Annotated in this window: 21 protein-coding genes and 1 riboswitch; of the genes, 16 read left to right on the top strand and 5 right to left on the bottom strand. The window is 47.0% G+C overall.

The features are described 5' to 3' along the window. Positions 1 to 84 precede the first annotated feature (84 nt). Positions 85 to 600: a DUF2179 domain-containing protein gene (locus ACH59B_RS24165; protein ID WP_013373641.1), complete on the top strand. Its 516-nt coding sequence runs from the start codon at positions 85 to 87 to the stop codon at positions 598 to 600. Between the two features lie 120 nt (positions 601 to 720). Next, on the top strand, positions 721 to 933 hold the full coding sequence (locus tag ACH59B_RS24160; RefSeq protein WP_016822696.1) for a cold-shock protein: 213 nt from the start codon (positions 721 to 723) through the stop codon (positions 931 to 933). 98 nt (positions 934 to 1,031) lie between these two features. On the opposite strand, the gene ACH59B_RS24155 is transcribed toward ACH59B_RS24160, so the two are convergent. The 3 genes from ACH59B_RS24155 to ACH59B_RS24145 all read right to left on the bottom strand — a co-directional run bounded on the left by ACH59B_RS24155 (position 1,032) and on the right by ACH59B_RS24145 (position 4,662). After that, on the bottom strand, positions 1,032 to 2,078 hold the full coding sequence (locus ACH59B_RS24155; protein ID WP_404302876.1) for a substrate-binding domain-containing protein: 1,047 nt from the start codon (positions 2,076 to 2,078) through the stop codon (positions 1,032 to 1,034). Positions 2,079 to 2,290: 212 nt separating this feature from the next. After that, the gene (locus ACH59B_RS24150; protein WP_017426153.1) at positions 2,291 to 3,490 is read right to left on the bottom strand and encodes a glycosidase; all 1,200 of its coding nucleotides are present in this window, start codon (positions 3,488 to 3,490) and stop codon (positions 2,291 to 2,293) included. Further along, positions 3,487 to 4,662: an AGE family epimerase/isomerase gene (locus ACH59B_RS24145; protein ID WP_404302874.1), complete on the bottom strand. Its 1,176-nt coding sequence runs from the start codon at positions 4,660 to 4,662 to the stop codon at positions 3,487 to 3,489. The genes ACH59B_RS24150 and ACH59B_RS24145 overlap by 4 nt, the downstream gene beginning before the upstream one ends. Before the next feature lie 231 nt (positions 4,663 to 4,893). On the opposite strand from ACH59B_RS24145, the gene ACH59B_RS24140 reads away from it, so the two are divergent. The 14 genes from ACH59B_RS24140 to ACH59B_RS24075 all read left to right on the top strand — a co-directional run bounded on the left by ACH59B_RS24140 (position 4,894) and on the right by ACH59B_RS24075 (position 19,629). After that, on the top strand, positions 4,894 to 6,213 hold the full coding sequence (locus ACH59B_RS24140; RefSeq protein ID WP_016822700.1) for an ABC transporter substrate-binding protein: 1,320 nt from the start codon (positions 4,894 to 4,896) through the stop codon (positions 6,211 to 6,213). A gap of 67 nt (positions 6,214 to 6,280) precedes the next feature. Continuing rightward, complete coding sequence (locus ACH59B_RS24135) at positions 6,281 to 7,165, top strand: carbohydrate ABC transporter permease (protein WP_016822701.1); 885 nt, start codon at positions 6,281 to 6,283, stop codon at positions 7,163 to 7,165. A gap of 2 nt (positions 7,166 to 7,167) precedes the next feature. Continuing rightward, a complete protein-coding gene (locus ACH59B_RS24130; RefSeq protein WP_016822702.1) occupies positions 7,168 to 8,001 on the top strand; it encodes a carbohydrate ABC transporter permease in 834 nt (277 codons plus the stop codon). 42 nt (positions 8,002 to 8,043) lie between these two features. After that, positions 8,044 to 9,093, top strand: coding sequence for a glycoside hydrolase family 130 protein (locus ACH59B_RS24125; RefSeq protein ID WP_045244715.1), 1,050 nt, complete (start codon positions 8,044 to 8,046; stop codon positions 9,091 to 9,093). Between the two features lie 12 nt (positions 9,094 to 9,105). Next, complete coding sequence (locus tag ACH59B_RS24120) at positions 9,106 to 10,065, top strand: alpha/beta fold hydrolase (protein WP_017426155.1); 960 nt, start codon at positions 9,106 to 9,108, stop codon at positions 10,063 to 10,065. Positions 10,066 to 10,120: 55 nt separating this feature from the next. Beyond that, positions 10,121 to 10,220: riboswitch (purine riboswitch) on the top strand. A gap of 68 nt (positions 10,221 to 10,288) precedes the next feature. Further along, a complete protein-coding gene (locus ACH59B_RS24115) occupies positions 10,289 to 11,467 on the top strand; it encodes an MFS transporter (RefSeq protein WP_404302870.1) in 1,179 nt (392 codons plus the stop codon). Positions 11,468 to 11,547: 80 nt separating this feature from the next. Next, on the top strand, positions 11,548 to 11,691 hold the full coding sequence (locus ACH59B_RS24110; RefSeq protein ID WP_016822706.1) for an RAxF-45 family protein: 144 nt from the start codon (positions 11,548 to 11,550) through the stop codon (positions 11,689 to 11,691). A 103-nt stretch (positions 11,692 to 11,794) separates the two neighbouring features. Next, positions 11,795 to 13,879: a ribosomal protection-like ABC-F family protein gene (abc-f, locus tag ACH59B_RS24105; protein WP_404302868.1), complete on the top strand. Its 2,085-nt coding sequence runs from the start codon at positions 11,795 to 11,797 to the stop codon at positions 13,877 to 13,879. 302 nt (positions 13,880 to 14,181) lie between these two features. Continuing rightward, a complete protein-coding gene (locus ACH59B_RS24100; RefSeq protein WP_249506982.1) occupies positions 14,182 to 14,910 on the top strand; it encodes an ABC transporter ATP-binding protein in 729 nt (242 codons plus the stop codon). Further along, positions 14,907 to 15,707, top strand: a complete 801-nt coding sequence (locus tag ACH59B_RS24095) for an ABC transporter permease (RefSeq protein WP_249506981.1) — start codon at positions 14,907 to 14,909, stop codon at positions 15,705 to 15,707. The genes ACH59B_RS24100 and ACH59B_RS24095 overlap by 4 nt, the downstream gene beginning before the upstream one ends. Before the next feature lie 12 nt (positions 15,708 to 15,719). After that, on the top strand, positions 15,720 to 16,487 hold the full coding sequence (locus ACH59B_RS24090) for an ABC transporter permease (protein WP_249506980.1): 768 nt from the start codon (positions 15,720 to 15,722) through the stop codon (positions 16,485 to 16,487). A 202-nt stretch (positions 16,488 to 16,689) separates the two neighbouring features. Then, positions 16,690 to 17,922, top strand: a complete 1,233-nt coding sequence (locus ACH59B_RS24085; protein ID WP_016822710.1) for an ABC transporter substrate-binding protein — start codon at positions 16,690 to 16,692, stop codon at positions 17,920 to 17,922. A 16-nt stretch (positions 17,923 to 17,938) separates the two neighbouring features. Next, a complete protein-coding gene (locus tag ACH59B_RS24080) occupies positions 17,939 to 18,805 on the top strand; it encodes a carbohydrate ABC transporter permease (RefSeq protein WP_016822711.1) in 867 nt (288 codons plus the stop codon). Further along, positions 18,805 to 19,629 carry a carbohydrate ABC transporter permease gene (locus ACH59B_RS24075; RefSeq protein ID WP_016822712.1) on the top strand — a complete coding sequence of 275 codons (825 nt, stop codon included), beginning with the start codon at positions 18,805 to 18,807 and terminating at the stop codon, positions 19,627 to 19,629. The genes ACH59B_RS24080 and ACH59B_RS24075 overlap by 1 nt, the downstream gene beginning before the upstream one ends. 112 nt (positions 19,630 to 19,741) lie before the next feature. On the opposite strand, the gene ACH59B_RS24070 is transcribed toward ACH59B_RS24075, so the two are convergent. Next, the gene (locus ACH59B_RS24070) at positions 19,742 to 21,427 is read right to left on the bottom strand and encodes a DUF4179 domain-containing protein (protein ID WP_257126430.1); all 1,686 of its coding nucleotides are present in this window, start codon (positions 21,425 to 21,427) and stop codon (positions 19,742 to 19,744) included. Next, positions 21,396 to 21,947, bottom strand: a complete 552-nt coding sequence (locus tag ACH59B_RS24065) for an RNA polymerase sigma factor (protein ID WP_090888929.1) — start codon at positions 21,945 to 21,947, stop codon at positions 21,396 to 21,398. Before ACH59B_RS24065 ends, ACH59B_RS24070 begins: the two co-directional genes overlap by 32 nt. Positions 21,948 to 22,061 lie beyond the last annotated feature (114 nt).

Below are 22,061 nucleotides of genomic sequence, written 5' to 3'. Positions count from 1 at the left end.
TACGAAACGTGAGGCTGTAGTTCACAGACAGGGGCATAATGTTGGGGACGGGGTCAACTAGATCGTGAAATAAGGGGTGAGCGTATGCTCAAAATTTTATTGTTTATTCTCGTTATTCAACTTATTTATGTATCGGCCTACACACTGCGCATGATTTTGACGCTGAAAGGACAGAAGTACATTGCTGCACTCATCAGCACCGTGGAAGTTACAGTTTATGTGTTGGGCTTGAATGTCGTGCTTAAGTATCTGGATCAAGTGGCAAGTCTTGCGGTATACGCTATAGGCTACGCAGTGGGGATTCTTATTGGAGCGTGGATTGAGGAAAAAATAGCGCTCGGTTATGTCACCGTGAAGGTGATCAGCAATGAGATCAATGGAGGAATTGCCAATGCGCTGCGAGACAAGGGGTATGGCGTTACAGCCTGGCTGGGCAGTGGACGTGATGGAGAACGCCTCGTAATGGAGATTTTGGCCAAGCGTAAAAACCAGAATAAGCTGTATCAGTCTATCCTGGAGCTGGATCCCAAGGCTTTTGTCATTACGGTGGAGCCAAAGCAATTTCATGGTGGTTTCTGGACCAAGGCTATCCGCAAATAAGAATTTTGGTAAAATACGCATATTTTCCGTAGATTGGAGCATATTAATACCCGCACAGGACGGAATTAACAGTATGCCGACAGGGGGATGTTCCCCTATAACAACCAAGGGGGGATATAGATGTACAGACGCCAGGCCCCGGAAATCATTCCAGAGGAAAATACGGCTATTTGGTCGTGTACCAACGAGGGTTGCAACGGATGGATGAGAACGGATTTTACCTTTTTGAGCGAGCCGGCTTGTCCACTTTGCCAAGCCACGATGGGACAGGAAATGCGAATGCTGCCGATTCTCAATCGGACGGGCAATTCCTTTGTCGCCCAGCGCTCTTAATTGAGGGGTAAGCCCGTGATTACGCTGTAAAGTTTATAAACGTCAAAGGCCGCTTCAGCGACATGCTGAGCGGCTTTTGGTTGTAGGATATTCACGGATCACCTCTCAAGGGACTGCACGGAATCACGATATACAATGTGACCCTGTACGAGGACTCGGCCAAAACGACTGCCGGGATGGCTTATTTTTTTCATTATTGAATCCACCGCCGTACGTGCCATTTGCTCAATGTCTACTCCGACCGTGGTCAGTTGCGGAACAATAAGCGTGGCGTATACATCGTTATCAAAGCCGACCACAGAGCAGTCCTCGGGTACGCGGTATCCCAGACCAATCAGCTGGTGCACCAGATTGTGAGCGACCTGATCGCAGTTGCATACAAAGGCGGTCGGTAGTGGCTGAGGCAGATCCATTTCAACATAGGACCCTTCGTCGTCCCGGTCGCTGAGTACCCACTCGTTACGGAGGGGCAACCTGTGCTCCAGCAAGGATTTATAGTAGCCGAGGAAACGGTCCTGAATACTGCTGGTGGAATAGATATTTCCCACATAAGCAATATCCCGGTGTCCCTGGGCGATCAAATAATTAGTTAGCTCGTAGGCTCCGTAAAAATTATCCGTCACCACAGAATCGATATCGGCATGCTCATCATAAAAGTCGAGAAACATTTTAGGTTGGTCCATGGTTTGTACCAGCTCAATATATGGCTTGCTCACTTGGCCCAGAAGAATGAAGCCGTCCACCTTACGGTCGTAATAGATACGTGGCAGATTAAGCTGCTCCTCGTCCTCGCGATGAAGGATGTGAAGGATACCGTAGTAGCCGTATGGCTCCAGTGCCCGTGAAATTTGCTGGTAAATATGCAAATAAAACGATTGGCCAGGACCAGTAAAACGTTCAGGGATGACAACACCAATGTTATAGGTGAGCCCCTCTTTCATGGACTTGGCAACGGTATTGAAACGATAACCCATTTCGACCGCGAGCGTTTTAATACGTTCTTTTAGCTCCTCGCTAACCCCATCCTTGTCATTGAGCGCCTTCGACACGGTCACGCTGCTTATTCCCAGCTTATCTGCAATATCCCGCATCGTTACGTTGCTCTTCATTCCTGTTCCGCCTTCCAGTTTTAAAAAGATAAGCATTTTGCCTACATCCAGATAACGGTTGCAAAATGCTGGGGTGAATATGAATAGCTTATCCGCTTGTAGAAATTCAATTAGCTTAGCGGTGCAGCTGCTCTGTAAAGATACAAGGATTGGCAGCATAGCTGCCCATAGAACAACGATTAGCCTGCGGGTAACAATTGTTCTATGGATAGTATACATGGTTCCGCAAGCATGATAAAGCTTACGGCTTAGATCCGCTGGGAAGGACGGTTGCTTGCTTGCAATAGCGCTTCATTGCGATGGATCAGCTCACGGCGGACAGCGGCGCTGCCAAGAGAACGCAATGGGTCGGATGGTGTATTGAAAGTATAGTCCTCCAGACGGGCAATCGTGGTCGTCGCCACGTGGATACGGGTATCACTGGACGCATAGTATATGAAGACTTCATCCCGTTCATTAACGACTGCTCCATTGCAGAAAATAACATTCGAAACATCACCCACGCGTTCCTCATCATAAGGAGCCAGAAAATGCCCACCGGGCTTGGCGATGACGCGCGTAGGGTCTTCCAGACTGGTGGCAAAGGTATACAGCACATATCGCAGCCCGGCGGCTGTATTGCGTACCCCGTGAGCGATATGAATCCAGCCTCGACTCGTTTTGATCGGAGCAGGACCTTGGCCGTTCTTAACTTCGTATACCGTATGATAGTAGCGCTCGTCAATGACTGTCTCATGTTCAATCACGGGCTGTGTAATATCTTTGCAGAGACCGAACGCGATGCCTCCGCCTGATCCGGTCGAAATAAACCCATCTTGGGGACGAGTATAGAAGGCATATTGGCCGTCCACAAATTCGGGATGCAGGACAACGTTACGTTGCTGCGGGGACTGGGTAGTGATGTTGGGGAGCCGGGTCCATGTGCGGAGATCACGAGTGCGGACCAGTCCAGCCTGAGCGACAGCGCTGGAGGTATCGTGGGATGGCGCGTCAGGGTCCTTTTTCTCCGAGCAATAAATACCGTAAATCCAGCCGTCCTCATGCTTCACCAGCCGCATATCGTACATATTGGTTTCTTCCGGGTCGATATCATCCCATACTAAGGGAGCGTCAACGAATCGAAACTGATCAATGCCGTTATCGCTCTCTGCTAAGGCAAAAAATGACTTTCGGTCCAGTCCCTCGGTGCGCGAAACAAGAATGTATTTTCCTTCATGATAGATCGCTCCAGGATTCAGTGCTGCATTGACACCCAGTCGTTCCATGAAAAAGGGATTGGTTTGTGCATCCAGATCAAACCGCCAGTGAATGGGAACATGATGGCGTGTGAGCACCGGATAGAGGTAGCGTTCATAGATACCATTGTAAAAGGAGGTTTTAACCTCATTGGGGCGCGTAATCAGTTCTTCTTGCTGCGCTAGCAGCTCATCGTATTTGTTATGAATCATTGTTTATCCATCCTTTCCAGCATTTCAATGCAAAATCGGCTGTTATGATATGGGCACTTCCAAGGGCCTGCAATCTCTCTCGCGTCAGGCTTACCGTCCGCTTGAACCGACCAGAACCATTCGCCTCCGGTGCGCGGATCAATGATATACTGCCGGGTATAGGTCCATAGATTTCGCACAATTTTCAAAAATCGTTCATCCTGTGTCCGCTGAAACGCATTGTAAAAACCAACCATTGCCTCGGCCTGTACCCACCAGATACGTGTGGTGTCTACCCGCTCTCCCTCCCGTTCATTGATGAGCGATCCGTCTGGCTGAACAGCCCGCTCAGCTACCGCGCTGGCAATATCCACCACCATATTCACATACTCGGATGGATGATAACCCAGCACATTCATGGCGTCCTCCATCAACCAGCTGGCTTCGATATCGTGACCATATGAGGTCAAATCAAGCAGAGAGTGCCATTCGCGGTCGAAGAATACTCCCAACCGCCGGGCGGAAGCATCGTAAACACGCTGGTATAAAAGGTCCAGCACGTTCTTCAGTGCGTCTCGAACCTCTTCGTTTGGGTAGGCGCGCAGCAATTGGGTATACGCTTCCAAAACATGAATATGCGTATTCATGGTAATATGCGCGGTAACTCCATTTTCGCTGAGTAGCTCATTAGGCTGCTCGTTCCACGATCGATCATATTGTTCTCCGTATGCTTGGAGAGCAGGATCATACCCTTTTTGCTCCACGAGGTGAAACAGTTTCATTGCCAGTGGCAATGCATTCGGGTCATCCGTAGCTCGTGCATATTCTGCCAACGCATAGATGGCAAATGCCTGCGCGTATACATGTTTACACGTATCCACAGGTTGCCCGGTGTAGTCCACCATCCAGTACATTCCGCCATGTAACGGGTCGAGCAGATGATTTTGCAGAAATGTAAAGGCATGTCGTGCCGCATGTGCATAGGCACGTTCCCCTGTTACACGGGCTGCTGCTGAGAAAGACCAGAGTAACCGCGAAGTGGCGATGCCACCTTTGTCCGCTTGTTTATGGATGTGCAGATCTGCGTCTACCTCGCCATAAAATCCGCCATGCGCTTCATCTTTCAAGCCGAGCCAGAATGGGAGTATGTGTTCCTGCCATTCCTGTCTAATTTCGTGTACTAGTGTTTCCAAGAGACAAGCCTCCTTCGGAAAATGAATTATTAGCTTATCGTTAACCTTACAAAAGGTATCTTATCTATGTATTTATAAACTGTCAACTATACTTAATTTGTGTTTCTGCATAACATTCGGGTGTTGTTATTACAAAAAAATATTGTAATTGACACAGTAAGCGCTAACATAATAAAATGATTTTGTTAGTTTAACGATAACCTTATTCAAAACAACAGGAGGGGTCGTCTCATGAAGTTGTCCAAGGTTTTAATGTCATTACTATCCGTGCTTTTGTTAGCGGGACTGTTTACTGGCTGTACCTCAAAGAAGGATGCGCCAGCTACCAGCTCTGATCCGAAGGGACCGGAAGGGGAAATTACGGTGATCACACAGCGGACAGATATTGTGGATACCGTATTTCAGGATTACGCCAAGGAATTTAACAAAATTTATCCGAACGTGAAGGTCAATTTTCAGGCATTGGCCGATTATGATGGTCAAATTAAAATTCGGATGGGGACTCGGGATTACGGAGATGTCTTGCTGATTCCTGGCAGCATTCCAATTGAAGAGTTACCCAATTTTTTCGAGCCTCTAGGTACTTATGAGGAGATGAAAAACAAGTATACCGGCATTGAAGAACGTACAGTGGATGGTAACAGCTACGGTATTCCGATTGCGATGGTTTACTCGGGTGTGATTTATAACAAAAAGGTGTTCAAGGAAGCAGGAATCACACAAATTCCTAAAACACCGGATCAATTCCTGAAAGCGTTACAGCAAATTAAGGACAAAACCAAGGCAGTGCCGCTGTTTACCAACTATGCCTCTGGTTGGGCACTGACTCAGTGGGAGTCTAGCCTGGCAACAGTAGCAGGTACGAAGGAATACGTGAATGTCACACAACCGACTACAGATGATAATTTCACGAAGGGTCAGCCTCACTATGAGCTGTACAAGGTCCTGTACGATGCGGCTAAAAATGGTCTGATTGAAAAAGATCCAACGACTACGGATTGGGAGACCTCCAAGGCGGATCTTGCTCAAGGCAAAATCGGTACGATGGTGCTTGGCTCATGGGCGATTGATCAGATCAAAAGCGTAGCTTCTAACAAGGATGATATCGGTTTCATGCCTTTCCCAACGAATGCCTCCAAGGTACTTGTACCGCTGGCTGGTGATTTTAACCTCGGTATTAATGTAAACAGTGAAAATAAAGAGGCGGCCCGTGCCTGGGTGGATTGGTTTACCGAAAAGTCCAACTATGCTGTAGAGCAGGCAGGCAGCATTAGTCCGCTGAAGGGTGCCGCAATGCCTGCCATTTTGAAGCAGTATGAGAATGAGGGAGTTGTTTTTGAAGCGCTCACTCCGTCACCGAAGGGGCAGGAAGGAATTGTCGATAAAATCGACAAAATGGGAGAAATCGGCTTGTGGCAACCTGATTTCAAGAAACGAATTATTGAGGCAGCGGTGGGTAACCGCCCGGAATCGTATGACACCATTATGAAGGATCTGAACGATGCATGGGTGAAGGCGCGTGCTGAAGTGGCAGCCAAGGAAGCAAAATAGCCATCTGAACTGACCATAAGAAGAGATTGAAGTGGCAGTTGATGGACGGATAGCCAGGAGGTGCAGCATGTTTAAATTTTCGAATCTCAGCTACTCCAAACAAAGATTAGCGATTATTGTTGCCTTTTCATTTATTCCGCTGGCGCTGCTGGTCACTTTTGCGTACTTGCCGGTGATCAATATGTTTAAATACAGCTTTTCGGACTGGAATGGTTATAGTAAGCGTCTGGAATATGTGGGCTTTGAAAACTATATCAAAATCTTTACCGACCCCGAGTATTTCTCGGTGTTTAAGGTCAGTTTGTATTACTTTGTAGCTACGTTTGTACAGATGGGTTTGGCCCTTTATTTTGCAACCATTCTCAGCTTTCAGACCTGGTTTAAAAATTTCTTTAAAGGCATTTTGTTCTTTCCCTCCCTGATGAACGGGGTGGCGATTGGTTTTATTTTTCTATTCTTTTTTAAGCCAGACGGTACCCTTGATACACTGCTTCAGGCAATGGGATTGGGTTCGTATGTCAAGCTGTGGCTGGGCAACCCGGAGATTATTAATATTTCGCTGGCTGGTACGTCTATCTGGAGATACATGGGCTTTAACTTTATTGTGTTTCTAGGTGCGATTTCTTCCATATCCAGTGATCTGTACGAAGCAGCCGATATCGACGGAGCCAACCGCTGGCATCAGTTCCGCTCTATCATTTTGCCGACTATTAAGCGAATTTTGCAGCTGAATCTGATCTTGGCGATTAGTGGCGCGATCAGTGCATTCGATATTCCTTACATTATGACTGGTGGCTCCAACGGCAGTAAGACGTTCGTCATTCAGACGATTGATGTGGCATTTAAATACAGCAAGGTTGGTTTAGCCTCAGCGATGGCGGTTGTTCTGCTACTGATCGTAGTTGCTGTTACACTGCTTCAGCGGTTGCTGATTCGGGGGGAGGAGGACTAATCATGTATAAGCTAAAAAGATTACTGGCAAACACCATCAAGTATGGTGCGCTATTGCTAGGTGCGTTCATTGCTCTACTGCCAATTGTTGTGATTTTGTTTGCATCTTTGAAGACGAAGGCTGAATATGCGGCAACCAGTCCTCTGACTCCCCCGGTGAACTGGCTGAACTGGGCGAACTACGCCAAGGCCTTTGTGGATGGAAATATGCTAACCGGATTTTTGAACACAGCCTTTATTTTGCTGATTTCCATCATCGGGGCTACGTTGACCGGTTCCATGATCGCGTATATTTTGAATCGCTTTAAATTTAAAGGTAAAAGTCTCATGCTGGGTGCGTTCTTACTCGCCACGCTCATTCCGGGGGTGACGACACAGGTATCGACATTCCAGATCATTAACAAGCTGGAACTGTTTAACACACCTTGGGCAGCCATTTTACTGTATTTAGGAACCGATATTATCGCGGTGTATATTTTCCTTCAGTTTCTGGATTCCATCGCGGTGGCGCTGGATGAGTCTGCCATGCTGGATGGGGCCTCCTATCTGACCATCTACTGGCGCATTATTTTGCCGCTGCTGAAGCCTGCCATTGTGACGGTAATTATCATCAAGGGTGTTAATATTTACAACGATTTTTACACCCCGTTCCTGTATATGCCCAAAACAAGCCTTCAGGTGATATCGACGGCACTGTTTAAGTTTAAAGGGCCATACGGTTCGCAATGGGAAGTCATTAGCGCAGGCATCATCATTGCGATTATTCCGACGCTGGTTGCATTTTTATCATTACAAAAATATATCTATAACGGATTTGCACAGGGTTCAGTGAAATAGAAAAAAATAAAATGAAGTGTCTAGGTGAGAGGAGAGTTAAGTATGAGTAAATTGAATGTGGATTTGGATGTAGGTAACGTACGAATTGTAGGAGACAGCTTGTCGAAAATGCCTTGGCAGGATAAGCCGGAAGGCAGTGAGGCTCCAGTATGGAGGCATACTGAGAATCCGGTCATTGGACGAAATCCGGTGCCTGGCATTGCCCGTATTTTCAACAGTGCCGTAGCTCCGTATGAAGGACGGTTTGTAGGGATATTCCGTGCTGAAACGATTAATGGACGCCCGCATTTGCATCTCGGCTGGAGTGACGACGGGCTGGCTTGGGACATTGAGACAGAGCGTCTGCATATGGTCGATGAGGAAGGAAATGAATATCAGCCTAATTATGCTTACGATCCGCGTCTGGTTCGAGTGGAAGACACGTATTATATCATCTGGTGTACAGATTTCTATGGTGCAGCGCTGGGAATCGCACAAACGAAGGATTTCAAAAGCTTTGTGCGCTTGGAAAATCCGTTCTTGCCGTTTAATCGCAATGGAGTGCTGTTGCCTCGTAAGCTAAATGGAAACTTTATGTTGCTATCCCGTCCGAGCGACAGTGGTCATACTCCGTTTGGTGATATTTTCCTGAGCGAAAGTCCTGACTTGGTGTATTGGGGCAAGCATCGTCATGTAATGAGCAAGGGTGGTCAGGGCTGGTGGCAATCGGTGAAGATTGGTGGCGGACCAGCACCGATTGAGACGACAGAGGGCTGGCTGATGTTCTATCACGGGGTGACAGGCACATGCAATGGACTGGTATACAGCATGGGTGTAGCTGTTCTTGATCTGGATGATCCTTCCAAAGTCAAATATCGTTCCTCCAACTTCGTGTTGACCCCAGAGGAATGGTACGAAGAGCGGGGATTTGTGCCAAATGTGGTGTTCCCGTGTGCTACACTGCATGATGCGGACACCGGAAGAATTGCGATTTATTATGGAGCCGCTGATACGTATGTAGGTATCGCATACACGACAGTATCTGACATTATAAAGTATGTCATCGCGACGGATGAAGTAGTCGCAGATGATCGTGAGTCCGGCCGGATGTAGGAGGAATTTTACATGCCGGAGGATATGTCTTTACAGCAGCTACAGTCATACATGGGAAGTAATCCAAAGCCGCAGGATTTTGATATGTACTGGGAACGGGCGCTACAGGAGTTGGAACGACAGCCACTGGAATATACACTTGAGCCTGCCGAATTTGTCTCTCCGCTGGTGGAGTGTTACCATCTGTATTTTACTGGAGTGGGCGGAGCGAGGGTTCATGGGAAGCTGGCTCGTCCCAAGCATCTTACGGAACAAGGTCCAGCCTTGGCGATGTTCCATGGGTATTCCTGCGATAGTGGCGACTGGTTCGACAAGGTGAGCTATGCGGCACACGGATTCACTGTGCTGGCTATGGATTGCCGAGGGCAAGGCGGACTGTCCGAGGACAATTTGCAGGTTCAGGGAACGACGGTTCGCGGCCATATTATCCGCGGGATTGACGACCCGGACCCGGATCGGTTGTATTACCGCAACGTATTTTTGGATACGGTACAGACGGTGCGCATTCTAATGTCTATGGAGCAGGTTGACCCTGAACGGATCGGTGCATTTGGCTGCTCCCAAGGCGGGGCACTAACGGTTGCCTGCGCTGCATTGGAGCCGCGTGTCCGTGTGGCGGTACCGGTATATCCGTTCCTGTCGGATTATAAAAGAGCTTGGGCGCTGGATGCAACGACATCGGCCTATGAGGAACTGGTTTATTATTTTCGCTGGTTTGATCCCAATCATGTACGTGAGAGCGAAGTGTTTCACCGCTTAGGCTACATCGACATTCAACATTTAGCAGACCGTATTCGAGGACGGGTGCTATTCGTGACAGGGCTATCTGATGTGATTTGCCCACCTTCCACACAGTTCGCAGTGTACAATAAAATCGTATCGGACAAGGAATTGCTTGTGTATCACGAATATGGTCATGAGTATTTACCCTATCTGTCGGATCGTGCCATGAGCGAATTTTTGCGGCTCTAGGGGTTGAACTTAGCTAAAGGCTCCTTTATAGTAATAGCTATAACCTTCGTGAAGCGTAATAAATGAATGCCCCATTTGTATAACCTCAATAATATGGTTTGAGGGTCTCTACCAGGAACCGATAAATCCTGATTACAAAAAGTGTACGTCTTGTACATTTCTTGTGGTCAGGATTTTTTTGCGTGTTACGAGGGATTTACATGAAAGCAAAGGAGCTAATGTAATGAACTTCAAAGTAGTTATTTTAACCATTGCGACCTTTACGGTAGGTCTGGTGGAGTTGATTATTGGTGGTGTGCTGCCCCAGATTGCACAGGATTTGAATGTCTCTGTGAGCACGGCAGGACAGCTTATCATGATCTATGCGCTTGTGTACGCTATTGCCGGGCCGACTTTGTTAGCGTTGACCGCCAAAATTGAACGAAAACGACTGTATTTGTGGTCGATGTTTATCTTTATCCTGGGAAGTCTGCTGGCTTTCTGGAGTCCGAACTATGCTGTGTTGTTTATATCTCGTATCGTTACTGCTGCAAGTGGGTCGTTGATCGTGACATTGTCACTAACCATTGCGGTTAAAGTGGTGTCCAAAGCTTATCAGGCCCGCGTTCTCGGTGTGATCTCCATGGGGGTCAGCTCCTCTATCGTGCTAGGCATCCCAGCCGGGGTGCTGATTGGAAATGCGTTTGGCTGGCGGGTGCTATTTCTGATTATTGCCTTGTTGACCGTAGTTTCTATGATCATTATGAACTTGTTTATGGAACGGATTCCGACAGAGCATGTTGTGCCTATGCGTGAGCAATTGAAGTCCTTGAAAAATGTTAAAGTGATCAGTGCCCATCTGGTCACTACGCTGACACTGGCGGGACACTACACGTTGTATGCGTATTTCACACCGTTTTTGGAAAACCTGATGGGTTTGAACGCCTCGTGGGTGAGTGTCGCCTATTTTGTCTTTGGATTGGCGGCAGTGAGCGGCGGCTTTATTGGCGGCTCTTTGGCCGACCGATTCGGTACAGCGAAAAGTATTCTCATTGTCGTAGGTGTGTTTATCGCTGTGATGTTCCTGCTGCCGTTCTCGATTCACTCGATGTATGTGTTTGTGCCGCTTCTGATCATCTGGGGAATCCTGAGCTGGGCCTTGTCGCCCCCAATGCAAAGTTATCTTATTGAAAATGCGCCCGAATCGGGTAGTATTCAGCAAAGTTTTAATTTCTCCGCACTCCAGGTCGGGATCGCTCTCGGTTCTGCCTTAGGTGGGGTAGTGATTGAGAATAGCGCTTCTGTTGCCACGAACGCTTGGGTAGGCGGGGCATTTGTGATTGTTGCTTTTGTCTGCGGCGTTTTTTCGATTACCAGAGCGGGCACATCGCAGACAATCAGAGGACACCACTCCGTGTCATAGCCCAGTAGGATATTTTTCCCTTTTGTTATTTGAAAAAACATGTTATACTACTTCCAATTATGAAGAAGGGGGTGAGGTAGGTGAATCACGAGATGCTGAACAACCGTATTAGCCAGCTGCCGATTGCTATGGCTGGCATTGTTCATGCTTTTCCATACAACGGGAGAAGTCTGTCCAATTTTAATCATACGGTTGTAAACATCGCGAGAAGACGCCTACCTTAACTCGAACGGATTGCTGTACCTTCCGAAGAGTCGCGGGGTTGCTCCTGCGGCTCTTTTTGTGTTACCTGGGTAAGGGTCTTCCTAAATAAAGGAGAGCCTGAACATGTATATTGTAAACGGTCAACAATTGAAAAAATACCACGCTGCCAATCTGATTTTAGATGGAGCAACGTTTGATATCCATAAGGGAGAAAAGGTGGGGCTTATCGGTCGCAACGGAAGCGGCAAAACCACCCTATTACGCCTAATTGCACGTTTGTCCCACCCGGATGAAGGACAGCTCGTTATCGCCAAAGATACGAAAATCGGCTATTTGCCGCAAATCCCGGCAGAGTTTGAAAGCTTCACCGTATACGAAACGCTGGCTTACGCCTATCGTGAACTGAAGGATTGCCGCAATCAGATGACCACACTGGAACGGGAAATGTCAGATCTGGTTGTGGCAGCGAATCCCGAGCTGTTAGAGAAGCTGTTGCAAACGTATGCTTCTCTACAGGAGCGGTTTGAGCGTAACGGCGGCTACGAAATGGATGCCAGTATGGATCAGATAGCGGATGGGCTAGGTATTCCCAAAGCTATGTATACGCGCAACTTCGAGTCACTTTCAGGCGGAGAAAAAACCAAAATAGCGCTGGCATCACAGCTCATTGGACGACCAGATCTGCTGTTGCTGGATGAGCCGACCAACCATTTGGATTTGAAAGGATTGGAATGGCTGGAGCAATTTTTGCAGGGCTACGCAGGTGCGTGTGTGGTTGTATCCCATGATCGCTATTTCCTGGATCGAGTTGCCGGCAAGATGATCGAACTGGAGGATGGCGAGGCCTTTACGTACTATACGAATTACAGCGGCTACGTTAAGGAGAAGGAAGAACGTCTGCTGCTGCAATTTGAGGATTATAAGGAGCAGCAAAAGCGGATCAAAAAGATGAGAGAGACCATTCGCCGTTTGGAAGAGTGGGGACGCAATGGCGATAATGAAAAGTTTTTCAAAAAAGCAGCCTCAATCCGCAAGGCGCTGGAACGAATGGAGCTGGTGAAGCGACCTGTACTGGACCCTCAAGGTGCGGAGTTTCACCTAAAGTTGGAGGATCGTTCCGGTCGCAGGGTGCTTCAATTCGAGGACATCACCAAAGCCTATGGAGAACGTCAAATATTAAACGGGGCAACAGGCAGCCTGGAATTTGGTGAAAAGGTAGCCTTGCTAGGCGATAACGGTGCAGGCAAAACGACGCTGCTCAAGCTGTTGCTTGGTCAGGAAAGCGTAGATGCAGGCACGGTCCAATGGGGCGCACGCGTCGAGTACGGATATTTGGCGCAGCAAGAGAGAGAACGGGATAGCCGGGCGACGGTGCTTGCTTACTTCAAGGAGGAAGCAGGGCTGGAAGAAGGCGAAGCACGCGGGCAGCTGGCGAAGTATTTATTTTATGGTGCGGATGTGTTTAAACCTGTGAGTATGCTGTCCGGTGGGGAGTGGTCTCGCCTGCGGCTGGCGTTGCTGGTTATGAAAAAGCCGAATTTACTGGTGCTGGATGAGCCGACCAACCATCTGGACATCGATTCCCGTGAGGCCTTGGAAGAAGCGCTGGGCACCTACACGGGAACGGTGCTAGCCATTTCCCATGACCGCTACTTTGTGAACAAGCTGGCTGGGCGCTTGTGGGAGCTGGAGAACGGGAAGTTGTCCTTTTATCTAGGCGGCTTCGATGAATACCGCGCGAAGAAGCGGGAGCTGGAAAACGCCCACTCGCAACGTGGAGCGGATGCAGGAGTACGCTCGGCATCTGCAGGTAGAGCCGCATCTGGTGGCGGCTCGGGCGCGGGCCTAGCTACGCCCGCCAGTGCAGCGAGCAATGATGCGGGAACGGCTGCGCGGACAGGGGCGACCACCGGAGCCGATGCGAGCCGTGCTCGCTCCGGGGCGGCAGGTCAATTGGGGGCGCCCGATGCCCGGAGTGGGGCACGCGGAGCGAAGTCCGCGAAGCCGTCCCGCCCACCCGCTGTGTCCCGCGAGCGGTTGGAGCGGGCGATTGCCGCCAAGGAAGCAGCATTGGCGGCGACAGATGCCGAGCTGGAACTGCTCGGCACAAGCAGCGACACAGCACGCATGGCGGAGCTGTGGGACGTGCGTGAGCGACTGCAAGCGGAGCTGGACACGTTGCTCGGCGAGTGGGTTGAACTGGAGTAGATGATAGGCTGGTTGCTGAAGATAGGCAACGTATATTTGCATAAAGAATAGCCCTGAGGTAGCGCGTCTGCCGAGGGGCTATTTTTGTATGGTAAAGGCATGAGAGAGTGGGAAAAGAATAACCATATATTAAAATAAATTGGTATTAATGATTTATTATCTTTTTATTTTACATAGAAAGTAATTCGTTTACATTTCGCAACATATGATACTTTCTAATTTGTGCATGCGATATTACCCATATTTAAAGGGGTTATCCATATTAATATCATGCCTATCAATTATACGATGGAGGGAACGATATGTCGGACTTCTTACTGGAGGTCAATCAGGTAACAAAAAAAGTGGGGAAAAGAAATTTATTGAATGATATTTCATTCAAGCTTCAGAAAGGGAAGATTTATGGATTCATCGGACCCAATGGAGCGGGAAAAACAACAATAATGCGTATTATGACTGGGTTAATGAAGCCAACCAGCGGCTCTGTACAGATAGCTTCATATAATGTACACACGGATCGGGAAAAAGCGCTGTCCAAGGTGGGGGCCATTATTGAATCTCCAGTCTTTTTTGATTATATGACAGGCAGGCAGGTTCTACGTAATTTATCACGGCTGCACTCTGAAATTACATCTTCAAATCGGGAGGCACATATCGAAGAGTTGCTCACAAAGGTGAGGTTAGAAACGAGGGGCGATGACAAGGTAAAAACCTATTCGCTTGGAATGAAGCAAAGACTAGGTATTGCACAGTCCATGCTGGGTGCTCCTGAGCTTCTGTTGCTGGATGAACCGTCCAACGGTCTTGATCCCATGGGGATGAGAGAGCTGAGAGATATTGTACTTCAGCTGCGTAATTCAACCAATTATGCCTTTTTTATCTCCAGTCATCTGCTAGACGAATTGCAACAGATGTGCGACGAACTCATCGTAATTAAAGAGGGCAGGCTAGTTTGGCAGGGGCCTGCTGATCAGCTGATAAAGGAAGGTCAACGTCTGGAGGATGCCTTTATGGGGTTAATGGGGTTATGAAGCGATTGATACACAGTGAATTCGAACGATTGTGGAAGCGAAAGTGGTTCTGGCTTATGGTTTTATGTACACCTGTGCTAGCCTATTCGACAGGATTATATTATTTGCGTACTCGGAATGTTCCAATAGAGGTATTACACCTGAATTTTATCGTCACCAGTCTGCAGGAGAATTTGTATTTATTTTGCAACAGTGCTGTGGCTGCTTTAGCTGCTGCTGTGTTTACTGAGGAATTTCAAAGTGGACGGCTGCGGCTATTATTCATGCGCCGATTTACTCGCGGTCAGATTTTTTGGAGCAAGCTGCTGGTTTTAAATATTTCTATCTTACTTCTTCTTATTGTGTATGCCTTATCCTCACAGTTGATCGCTGAAGTATGGAGATTTTCATATGATTTAAGCGATACAGGCCTGTCTGGAGTTCGACTGCTGCTCACCCTTGAATACTATGGCTGGGCATTTGCTTCTCTATTAGCTATAAGTTCCTTGTATTGCTTTTTTGCTATGTATAGCAAGAGTGTTACATATGCTATCGGTATTTGCATGGTATACAATTTGGGTTCTCTGTTATTTGATCCGCTGTATCTAAAATTAGCGTCCTTTGTTTCTCATATTCCATACCTATATGATGTGGTGACATTTATGATTATTCCATATTTACAGCATACGGGACTGAATAATTCCTTAGTAGGAAGTTTATCTGTGAATGGGGCAATTGCGACCGTCGTTAGTGTATACCTTATTTTGTTTACTTGGGGCGCATACCGTCGCTTTGTAGCCGATGACTATTTGTGTTAGGAGGAAGACTTGATGCTGGGAATCTGGAAAAGCGAAATGGAACGGATTTGGAGTCGAAAATCTACTTATTTGTTGTACGTAGCCTATATATTAATAATTGTAGCGATTATATGGAGTTATAAAATGACGGGGACAAAGATTTTCCGTTTTGGTGAAGGAACGATGGTCGTAAATAATTTGAATCTGCCATGGCTGATGATGAGTGAAGTTGCTCTCTTTCTAACTACGGCGATGTTGCCTATTCTATATGTAGATCAGTTAAGTGGTGATCTCTATTCAGGGGCGTATAGGCTATACATGTTGCGTCCGTATCGCCGTTTGTGGTTTTGGCTTGCCAAGATGCTCGCACTATCGGTCACGACGGTCACTTTCGTTGGGACAGGTTTGTTTATAAGTGTGCTTGCAGGATGGTTTCTTTTCCCGCATAGCTCTACTTTCTTAAAATATGGTGCATCAACACCTTCTACCTCATCTGATGCTGTAACCTACATACTCGCATTTTATCTCATACTGTTTATCGTTTGCTTGGTGAAGCTCATGTTGAGCAGCGCCGTATGCTTATTTGTATCTCGACCCCTGTTTGCTTATTTATCAATTCTGGTTTTATCTGCATTTCTCTTTAAATTGTCTAGGCCGCTCATTATGTTAATGGACCCGTTTCGGGAAATATTACTTGCTCTAAGGGTCCAAAATTCATTTGAATTTTGGGTGTGTACAGGGGCAATGTTGGTGGTGTGCCTTATTATTAGCTGTGTACGTTGGCAAAAACGAATTTTTTAACATAGATTTTGCAGTTGACACTATACAAATAAAAAAAGGATCCACGCGACCGTTTGAAGGTTAGCTGGATCTTTTTTTAATACGAACGGTGTTGGACTTCGGGAAGGCGTTTGCCTCTACGGTATCGTTTCTTTTTCGCCAGGGACGGGTATTAATTGTCTAGCCCCGCATAGATTGACATAGGGGAAAAGGAGGTATGAGCATGTGGAATGGGGTCAAAAGGCTGTCTGCACTAGCGGCGATCCTGCTGCTAACGATCGTTGTAAGCGCATGCAATAAGGGCGACGCTTCAGGCAAGGTGCAAATTGAGTTTTTCCAAAATAAGCCTGAGGCTAAGGGTTCATTCGATAAGCTGATCGCTCAATTCAATCAGGAGCATCCTGGTATTGAAGTGACACAGGTTAACCCGCCAGAGGCAGAAACGGTGTTATTGACACGGGTTGTCAAAAACGATGTACCTGACATTGTGGGGCTTGGGGCCACAGATACCTACTCCATTTTGGCGCAAAGCGGTATTTTTACGGATCTGGCAAATACAGAATTACCACGTACGGTGGACCCGATTTACCTCAAAATGCTTAAGGATGTGACCGGGGTCGATCCTGTGTATGGAATTCCTTATGCTGCGAATGCGAATGGTGTGATGTATAACAAGACGCTTTTTAAGGAAATGGGATTACAGGTGCCCAAAACATGGGATGAACTGATTGCAACGGCGCAAAAAATCAAGGCCGCTGGCAAGATCCCATTCTATTTTACATATAAAGATGATTGGCAAACGAACCTTCCTTTTAACGCACTGGGTCCGAACCTGGTGGGTATTGATTTTTTCCTGCAACGGCGTGAGAATCAGGTCACCTTTCAGGACAAGTACCGCGAGGTTGCGGAAAAGCAGCTGGAGCTGCTGAAATACGGACATAGTGATAACTTCGGCAAAAACTATGCTGACGGGAACCGTGCTTTCGCTAACGGGCAGGGACTGATGTACATTCAGGGCTCGTGGGCTATATCTGAAATTCGCAAAGCCAACCCGAAAGTGGAACTCGGATTTTTCCCGTTCCCTACAGGGAATGACGCAAAGGCGGTCAAGCTAGTGTCTGGAATAGATACGCTATTAGCTGTTTCGGAAAGCACCCCGCATAAAAAGGAAGCTGAAGAGTTCATTGCCTTCCTATTGAAGCCAGAGAACAGCAAGCAATACATTACGGAACAAACGTTGTTTTCAGCGGTGAAGGGAGTCACACAGGATGACCCGAGTGTGGCAGAGTTGTTGCCGTATTTTAAATCAGGCCGTGTCATTGATTTTGCCGATCATTATATTCCCAAAGCAGTCCAATTGAATTCTATTGTGCAGGCTTTCCTGCAAAATGGAGATATCGACGCCTATCTAGCCAAGCTCGACCGTGAGTGGAATAAGGTAGCTAACCGCCGATAGGGGAGGAGGATGAGACATGAATAAGCGACTGACGACTTTTTACTGGATGACGGTGCCGGCGGTGCTATTGTTTTTTGTATTTTTGACCTTACCTGCCTTGCAGGGATTTTATTATTCGCTTACCAATTGGAACGGATTCGGGCATCAGTATCACTTTGTCGGATTTAAGAACTATATTAATTTGTTTCAGGACGACAATGTGGGCAATGCTTACTGGTTTACTTTCAAATTTGCGATTGTGGTTACCATTGCGATTAATATTCTCAGCTTGTTGATTGCCATGGGGCTGAACGCTAAAATACGTTTTCGTAATTTCTTTCGAGGAATTTATTTTTTGCCTAATATTTTGAGTGTATTAATTGTAGGTTACATATTTAATTACCTGTTCTCGAACGTGTTTACGATTTGGGGACAAAATCTGGGCATCAGTTCACTATCGACCAACATCTTGGGTAGCGAGCAGTTGGCTTGGGTGGGGGTGGTCATTGTAGCCGTATGGCAGGGCATTGCCTTTAATACGATCCTCTATCTGGCAGGGCTGCAAACAATTCCGACCAGTCTGTATGAGGCATCCAACCTGGACGGTGCAGGTAAATGGCGTGAATTCTGGAGCATTACCTTTCCGTTGATTGCTCCATTTTTTACGATCAATATGGTATTGGCGATGAAAAATTCCCTAATGGTATTCGATCAGATCGTGGCCTTGACGAACGGCGGACCGGGACGGGCCACGCAGTCGATTTCTCATCTGATATACACCGGAGGCTTTAGAGGAGGAGAATTTGCCTATCAGTCAGCTAACTCTGTGATTTACTTTATTGTGATCGCGATCATTTCCATCTTACAGCTGCGATTCCTCCAAAGAAGGGAGATGGATAACTGATGAAAACAAGCAGACGTACCAACTGGCCTGTGCTGATTCTGGTAGCGTTGGGGACAATATTTATCCTGTTTCCCCTCTATATGACGGTGACGATTGCACTCAAAAATCCCGAGCAGATGGCGCATTCCGCCTTTGCCTTTCCGACGGAGCTGCATTGGGAAAATTTTAGTCGTGCAGTGGAAATGACCCATTTTTTCAGTGCTTTTCAGAATAGTGTGATGGTGACAACATCGACGGTCATACTCACTTTGCTCACCAACTCGATGGTTGCTTATGCCATTGCTCGCAATATGCAGCGGCGTTTTTTCAAAGGATTATATTTTTACTTTGTCAGCGCCATGTTTATTCCGTTCCCGATCATCATGCTGCCGATTGTAAAGCTGGCCTCGGGGCTGCATATGACCAATCTGTTGGGCCTCATTGTGCTGCATACGGTGTATGGATTGGCGTTTAATGTCTTCGTGTATGTCGGTTATATTCGGTCGATTCCAGTGGCATTGGAAGAGGCAGCCACGGTAGATGGTGCGACGACATGGGGGACATTTTGGCGTATTATATTTCCGCTGATGGCGCCGATTAGTGCTACAGTGGGGATTCTCACTTGTTTGTCCACATATAATGACTTTTTGCTGCCGCTCATTATTATCAGCGATGCGGAGCAATATACATTGCCGCTCGTCCAGTATGTGTTCCAGGGACAGTTCAATACTGACTTTAATCTGGCCTTTGCCTCGTACTTGATGGCCTTGCTGCCGATGATTATTGTCTATCTGATTGCACAAAAATGGATTATTAATGGTGTTACGCAAGGTTCTGTAAAATAAGATGAGAATACAACAGCTTCAAGCAGCAGGCTGTGCCTTACTAGGCGAATAAAAAGGGGGTTCCTATACTGTGAATCACACAGGTATAGAGAACCCTCCTTTTATAGCATGGTTATTTAGATGCTTGGCTGTTGCTAGTCAGTGGCTGCAAGGGTACGCTCGTCTCTGCTTCAGGTTCGTTCGTTGTATAGTAGAACATATAAATAGAAGCTTCCTTTCCCTTGAAGTTCTTGTAGACATCGACTGCCTTATTATTGCCGTCTCCGGCGAAGTTGGCTGTGATCGGCTTGCCAATCATCCGTTCTTTCCCCAGACCAATATGCGTCTGGTTGATCCCTCCAAAGTGAGTATCCTCACTTTCGGTTTCTACGAATAAATCTGCTCCTTGTTTGTAGTAGGTCCACTTCACAGGATAGCCGCCGATTTGCGTCGTTATCGTCTGCTTTTGCTCAGAAATATCAGTCAAATGCTGCGGCGTTTTGTCATCCGAATGAGTCGTAACCTTGTATTTGCCTGTAAAAGTAATGGGAGTATCTCGGGTAATCGCAAGATGGGCCGGCCGTTCAAAACGGATCGTATTCAGATCGTGGTCCTGATCTGGTGAAGACCAACGATTACCCTCTAACGTTGTGCCGTTCACAGAAAGAAAATATTTTTGATAAGGCAACATGGCAAATTTCTTTTCGCTTCTGATCGTGACACGGATTTGTGTCGGTGTGACAATCATTTGTTCCAGCATGAAATTCGGATTACCGTTCTCCAAGGGGGTATTCAGCACACTTTTAATCGTCCCGCTCTCCATTTTCTTCTTGCTTAGCTGCAGGTCAAAGTTTAGGGGTTCATGTATACTTTTCTCCGTTTGTGCATATTGCAGTTTAAAAGTAGTCTGCCCTTCTGGTATATCCCCTTTAGTAAAATACTGCTGAGCTGTGTATTCTCCGTTCTCACCGGGTGTACCAAATGTCCCTCCAGATTGGGGGTTCACAGGCTTCCCATCTTTGTAGGCAATAATTTGCGGATTGTCCCATTCTTTTGGTATGGAGGAATCGAAGGTAATTGCTGATGACAGCATCAGCTTGTCCTTACCTTGTTCGAATACCTGTATCTTCATATCTTGTAGACCGTTACGATCTAGCCTGAAAGTCTGTTTCTGAGGCGATGTGATATCGAGCGGCAAATCCAATTCCTGAACGCTGGTAAGCTCAATATGATCCACGGTCAGCCGCACGTTTTCTGTTTCTTGCTGCGGTGTCCAATCGCTTTCAAAGTAGCCGTTATAGCGTTGGTTTTTCTCATCCCATTGTTGGAAGCTATACTCCCCTTCACTGCTTTTTCCCGCAGCATTTTTAAGCGATACCCCTTTGACATTCCAAAACTCGTTGTCTGCGCGTTTTCCAACCTCCAGGCTGTACAGAATTACAGTCCGGTTCTCATCGACAATAGCGGTATGCAACGTCAGCTTTATTCCGTCTTTGGTGACAGACTGTTCTAATGGCTGTCCCAGGTCTTGAGCTAATGCTGTCTCAATTCCACTTCTTCCGTGCAGCAGATTGCCCCAATTATAATGAATGGCAGCATAGACGGGAACGGCAACGAGAAGTGCGCTCAGGGAAGCAGCGATGGCTATTTTGCGCCAATTACTATGTTGGTGTGGAGTGAATGAATCGGAAGCATTGGTTAGCGTAGGGGCAGTATATCCTGCCTGTTCCATCCGGTTCCACATCTCATCGAAGTCAGGATAGGCTATTTCCGAATCTTCATTTAGCTTACGCTTCAATACCTTTTCTACGTTGTTCATAGTTCTCTCCTTCCAGCTTGGGAATCTGTGCACCAGCCTCCCGCAGTATTTGCTCCATTAACTTTAGTCCTTTGTGTGTCCTGGATTTGACGGTTCCCAGCGGGATTTCCAGCAGTTTCGATATTTCCGCTAGCGTGAAATCATGCATATAGCGAAGTGTCAGCACAGCACGGATTTTGGCCGGAAGGCGGTTCATGTAAATGGCCCATTCCTCAGCCGACTCGCGTTCCTCCACCTGCCTGTCCACAGGCTTGCCTTCTGTTCCAGTAAAGAGATGGGGATTAGCCGCTACCTTCAAATGCAGGCTTTTTTGGCGTTTAAGATGGTTCAGACAATGATTGACCGTAACTTTCATGATCCAGGCTTTTAGTTGCTCGATGTGCTCGCGATTACTGCGAAACAGAGTAATAAACACTTCCTGCGTTAAATCCTCTGCATCCGAAGCATTATGGACCATGTAATAGCAGGTTCGGTATACATCCCGTTGATATAGATCAAACAACTCTCGATTACTTTGCAATGATGGCTCTCCTTTCTCGTGCAGTTTACCTATATAACAACTGGAGTCCTCAAAAGGTTCATTTGGTTGTGAAAAATAGATCGTCCGCTTCGAATGTGTCCACTTTTTCTCCAA

Source organism: Paenibacillus sp. DP01, assembly GCF_044784315.1.
GTDB classification, from domain to species: Bacteria; Bacillota; Bacilli; order Paenibacillales; family Paenibacillaceae; genus Paenibacillus; species Paenibacillus polymyxa.
Note: the sequence above shows the minus strand (reverse complement) of the source record. Positions and strands in the feature narration are given on the sequence as shown.

Coding starts and splice junctions, on each gene's coding strand:
- ACH59B_RS24165 (WP_013373641.1), top strand. CDS start 85: ATGCTCAAAATTTTATTGTTTATTCTCGTTATTCAACTTATTTATGTA.
- ACH59B_RS24160 (WP_016822696.1), top strand. CDS start 721: ATGTACAGACGCCAGGCCCCGGAAATCATTCCAGAGGAAAATACGGCT.
- ACH59B_RS24155 (WP_404302876.1), bottom strand. CDS start 2,078: ATGCTTATCTTTTTAAAACTGGAAGGCGGAACAGGAATGAAGAGCAAC.
- ACH59B_RS24150 (WP_017426153.1), bottom strand. CDS start 3,490: ATGATTCATAACAAATACGATGAGCTGCTAGCGCAGCAAGAAGAACTG.
- ACH59B_RS24140 (WP_016822700.1), top strand. CDS start 4,894: ATGAAGTTGTCCAAGGTTTTAATGTCATTACTATCCGTGCTTTTGTTA.
- ACH59B_RS24135 (WP_016822701.1), top strand. CDS start 6,281: ATGTTTAAATTTTCGAATCTCAGCTACTCCAAACAAAGATTAGCGATT.
- ACH59B_RS24130 (WP_016822702.1), top strand. CDS start 7,168: ATGTATAAGCTAAAAAGATTACTGGCAAACACCATCAAGTATGGTGCG.
- ACH59B_RS24125 (WP_045244715.1), top strand. CDS start 8,044: ATGAGTAAATTGAATGTGGATTTGGATGTAGGTAACGTACGAATTGTA.
- ACH59B_RS24120 (WP_017426155.1), top strand. CDS start 9,106: ATGCCGGAGGATATGTCTTTACAGCAGCTACAGTCATACATGGGAAGT.
- ACH59B_RS24115 (WP_404302870.1), top strand. CDS start 10,289: ATGAACTTCAAAGTAGTTATTTTAACCATTGCGACCTTTACGGTAGGT.
- abc-f (WP_404302868.1), top strand. CDS start 11,795: ATGTATATTGTAAACGGTCAACAATTGAAAAAATACCACGCTGCCAAT.
- ACH59B_RS24100 (WP_249506982.1), top strand. CDS start 14,182: ATGTCGGACTTCTTACTGGAGGTCAATCAGGTAACAAAAAAAGTGGGG.
- ACH59B_RS24095 (WP_249506981.1), top strand. CDS start 14,907: ATGAAGCGATTGATACACAGTGAATTCGAACGATTGTGGAAGCGAAAG.
- ACH59B_RS24090 (WP_249506980.1), top strand. CDS start 15,720: ATGCTGGGAATCTGGAAAAGCGAAATGGAACGGATTTGGAGTCGAAAA.
- ACH59B_RS24085 (WP_016822710.1), top strand. CDS start 16,690: ATGTGGAATGGGGTCAAAAGGCTGTCTGCACTAGCGGCGATCCTGCTG.
- ACH59B_RS24080 (WP_016822711.1), top strand. CDS start 17,939: ATGAATAAGCGACTGACGACTTTTTACTGGATGACGGTGCCGGCGGTG.
- ACH59B_RS24075 (WP_016822712.1), top strand. CDS start 18,805: ATGAAAACAAGCAGACGTACCAACTGGCCTGTGCTGATTCTGGTAGCG.
- ACH59B_RS24070 (WP_257126430.1), bottom strand. CDS start 21,427: ATGAACAACGTAGAAAAGGTATTGAAGCGTAAGCTAAATGAAGATTCG.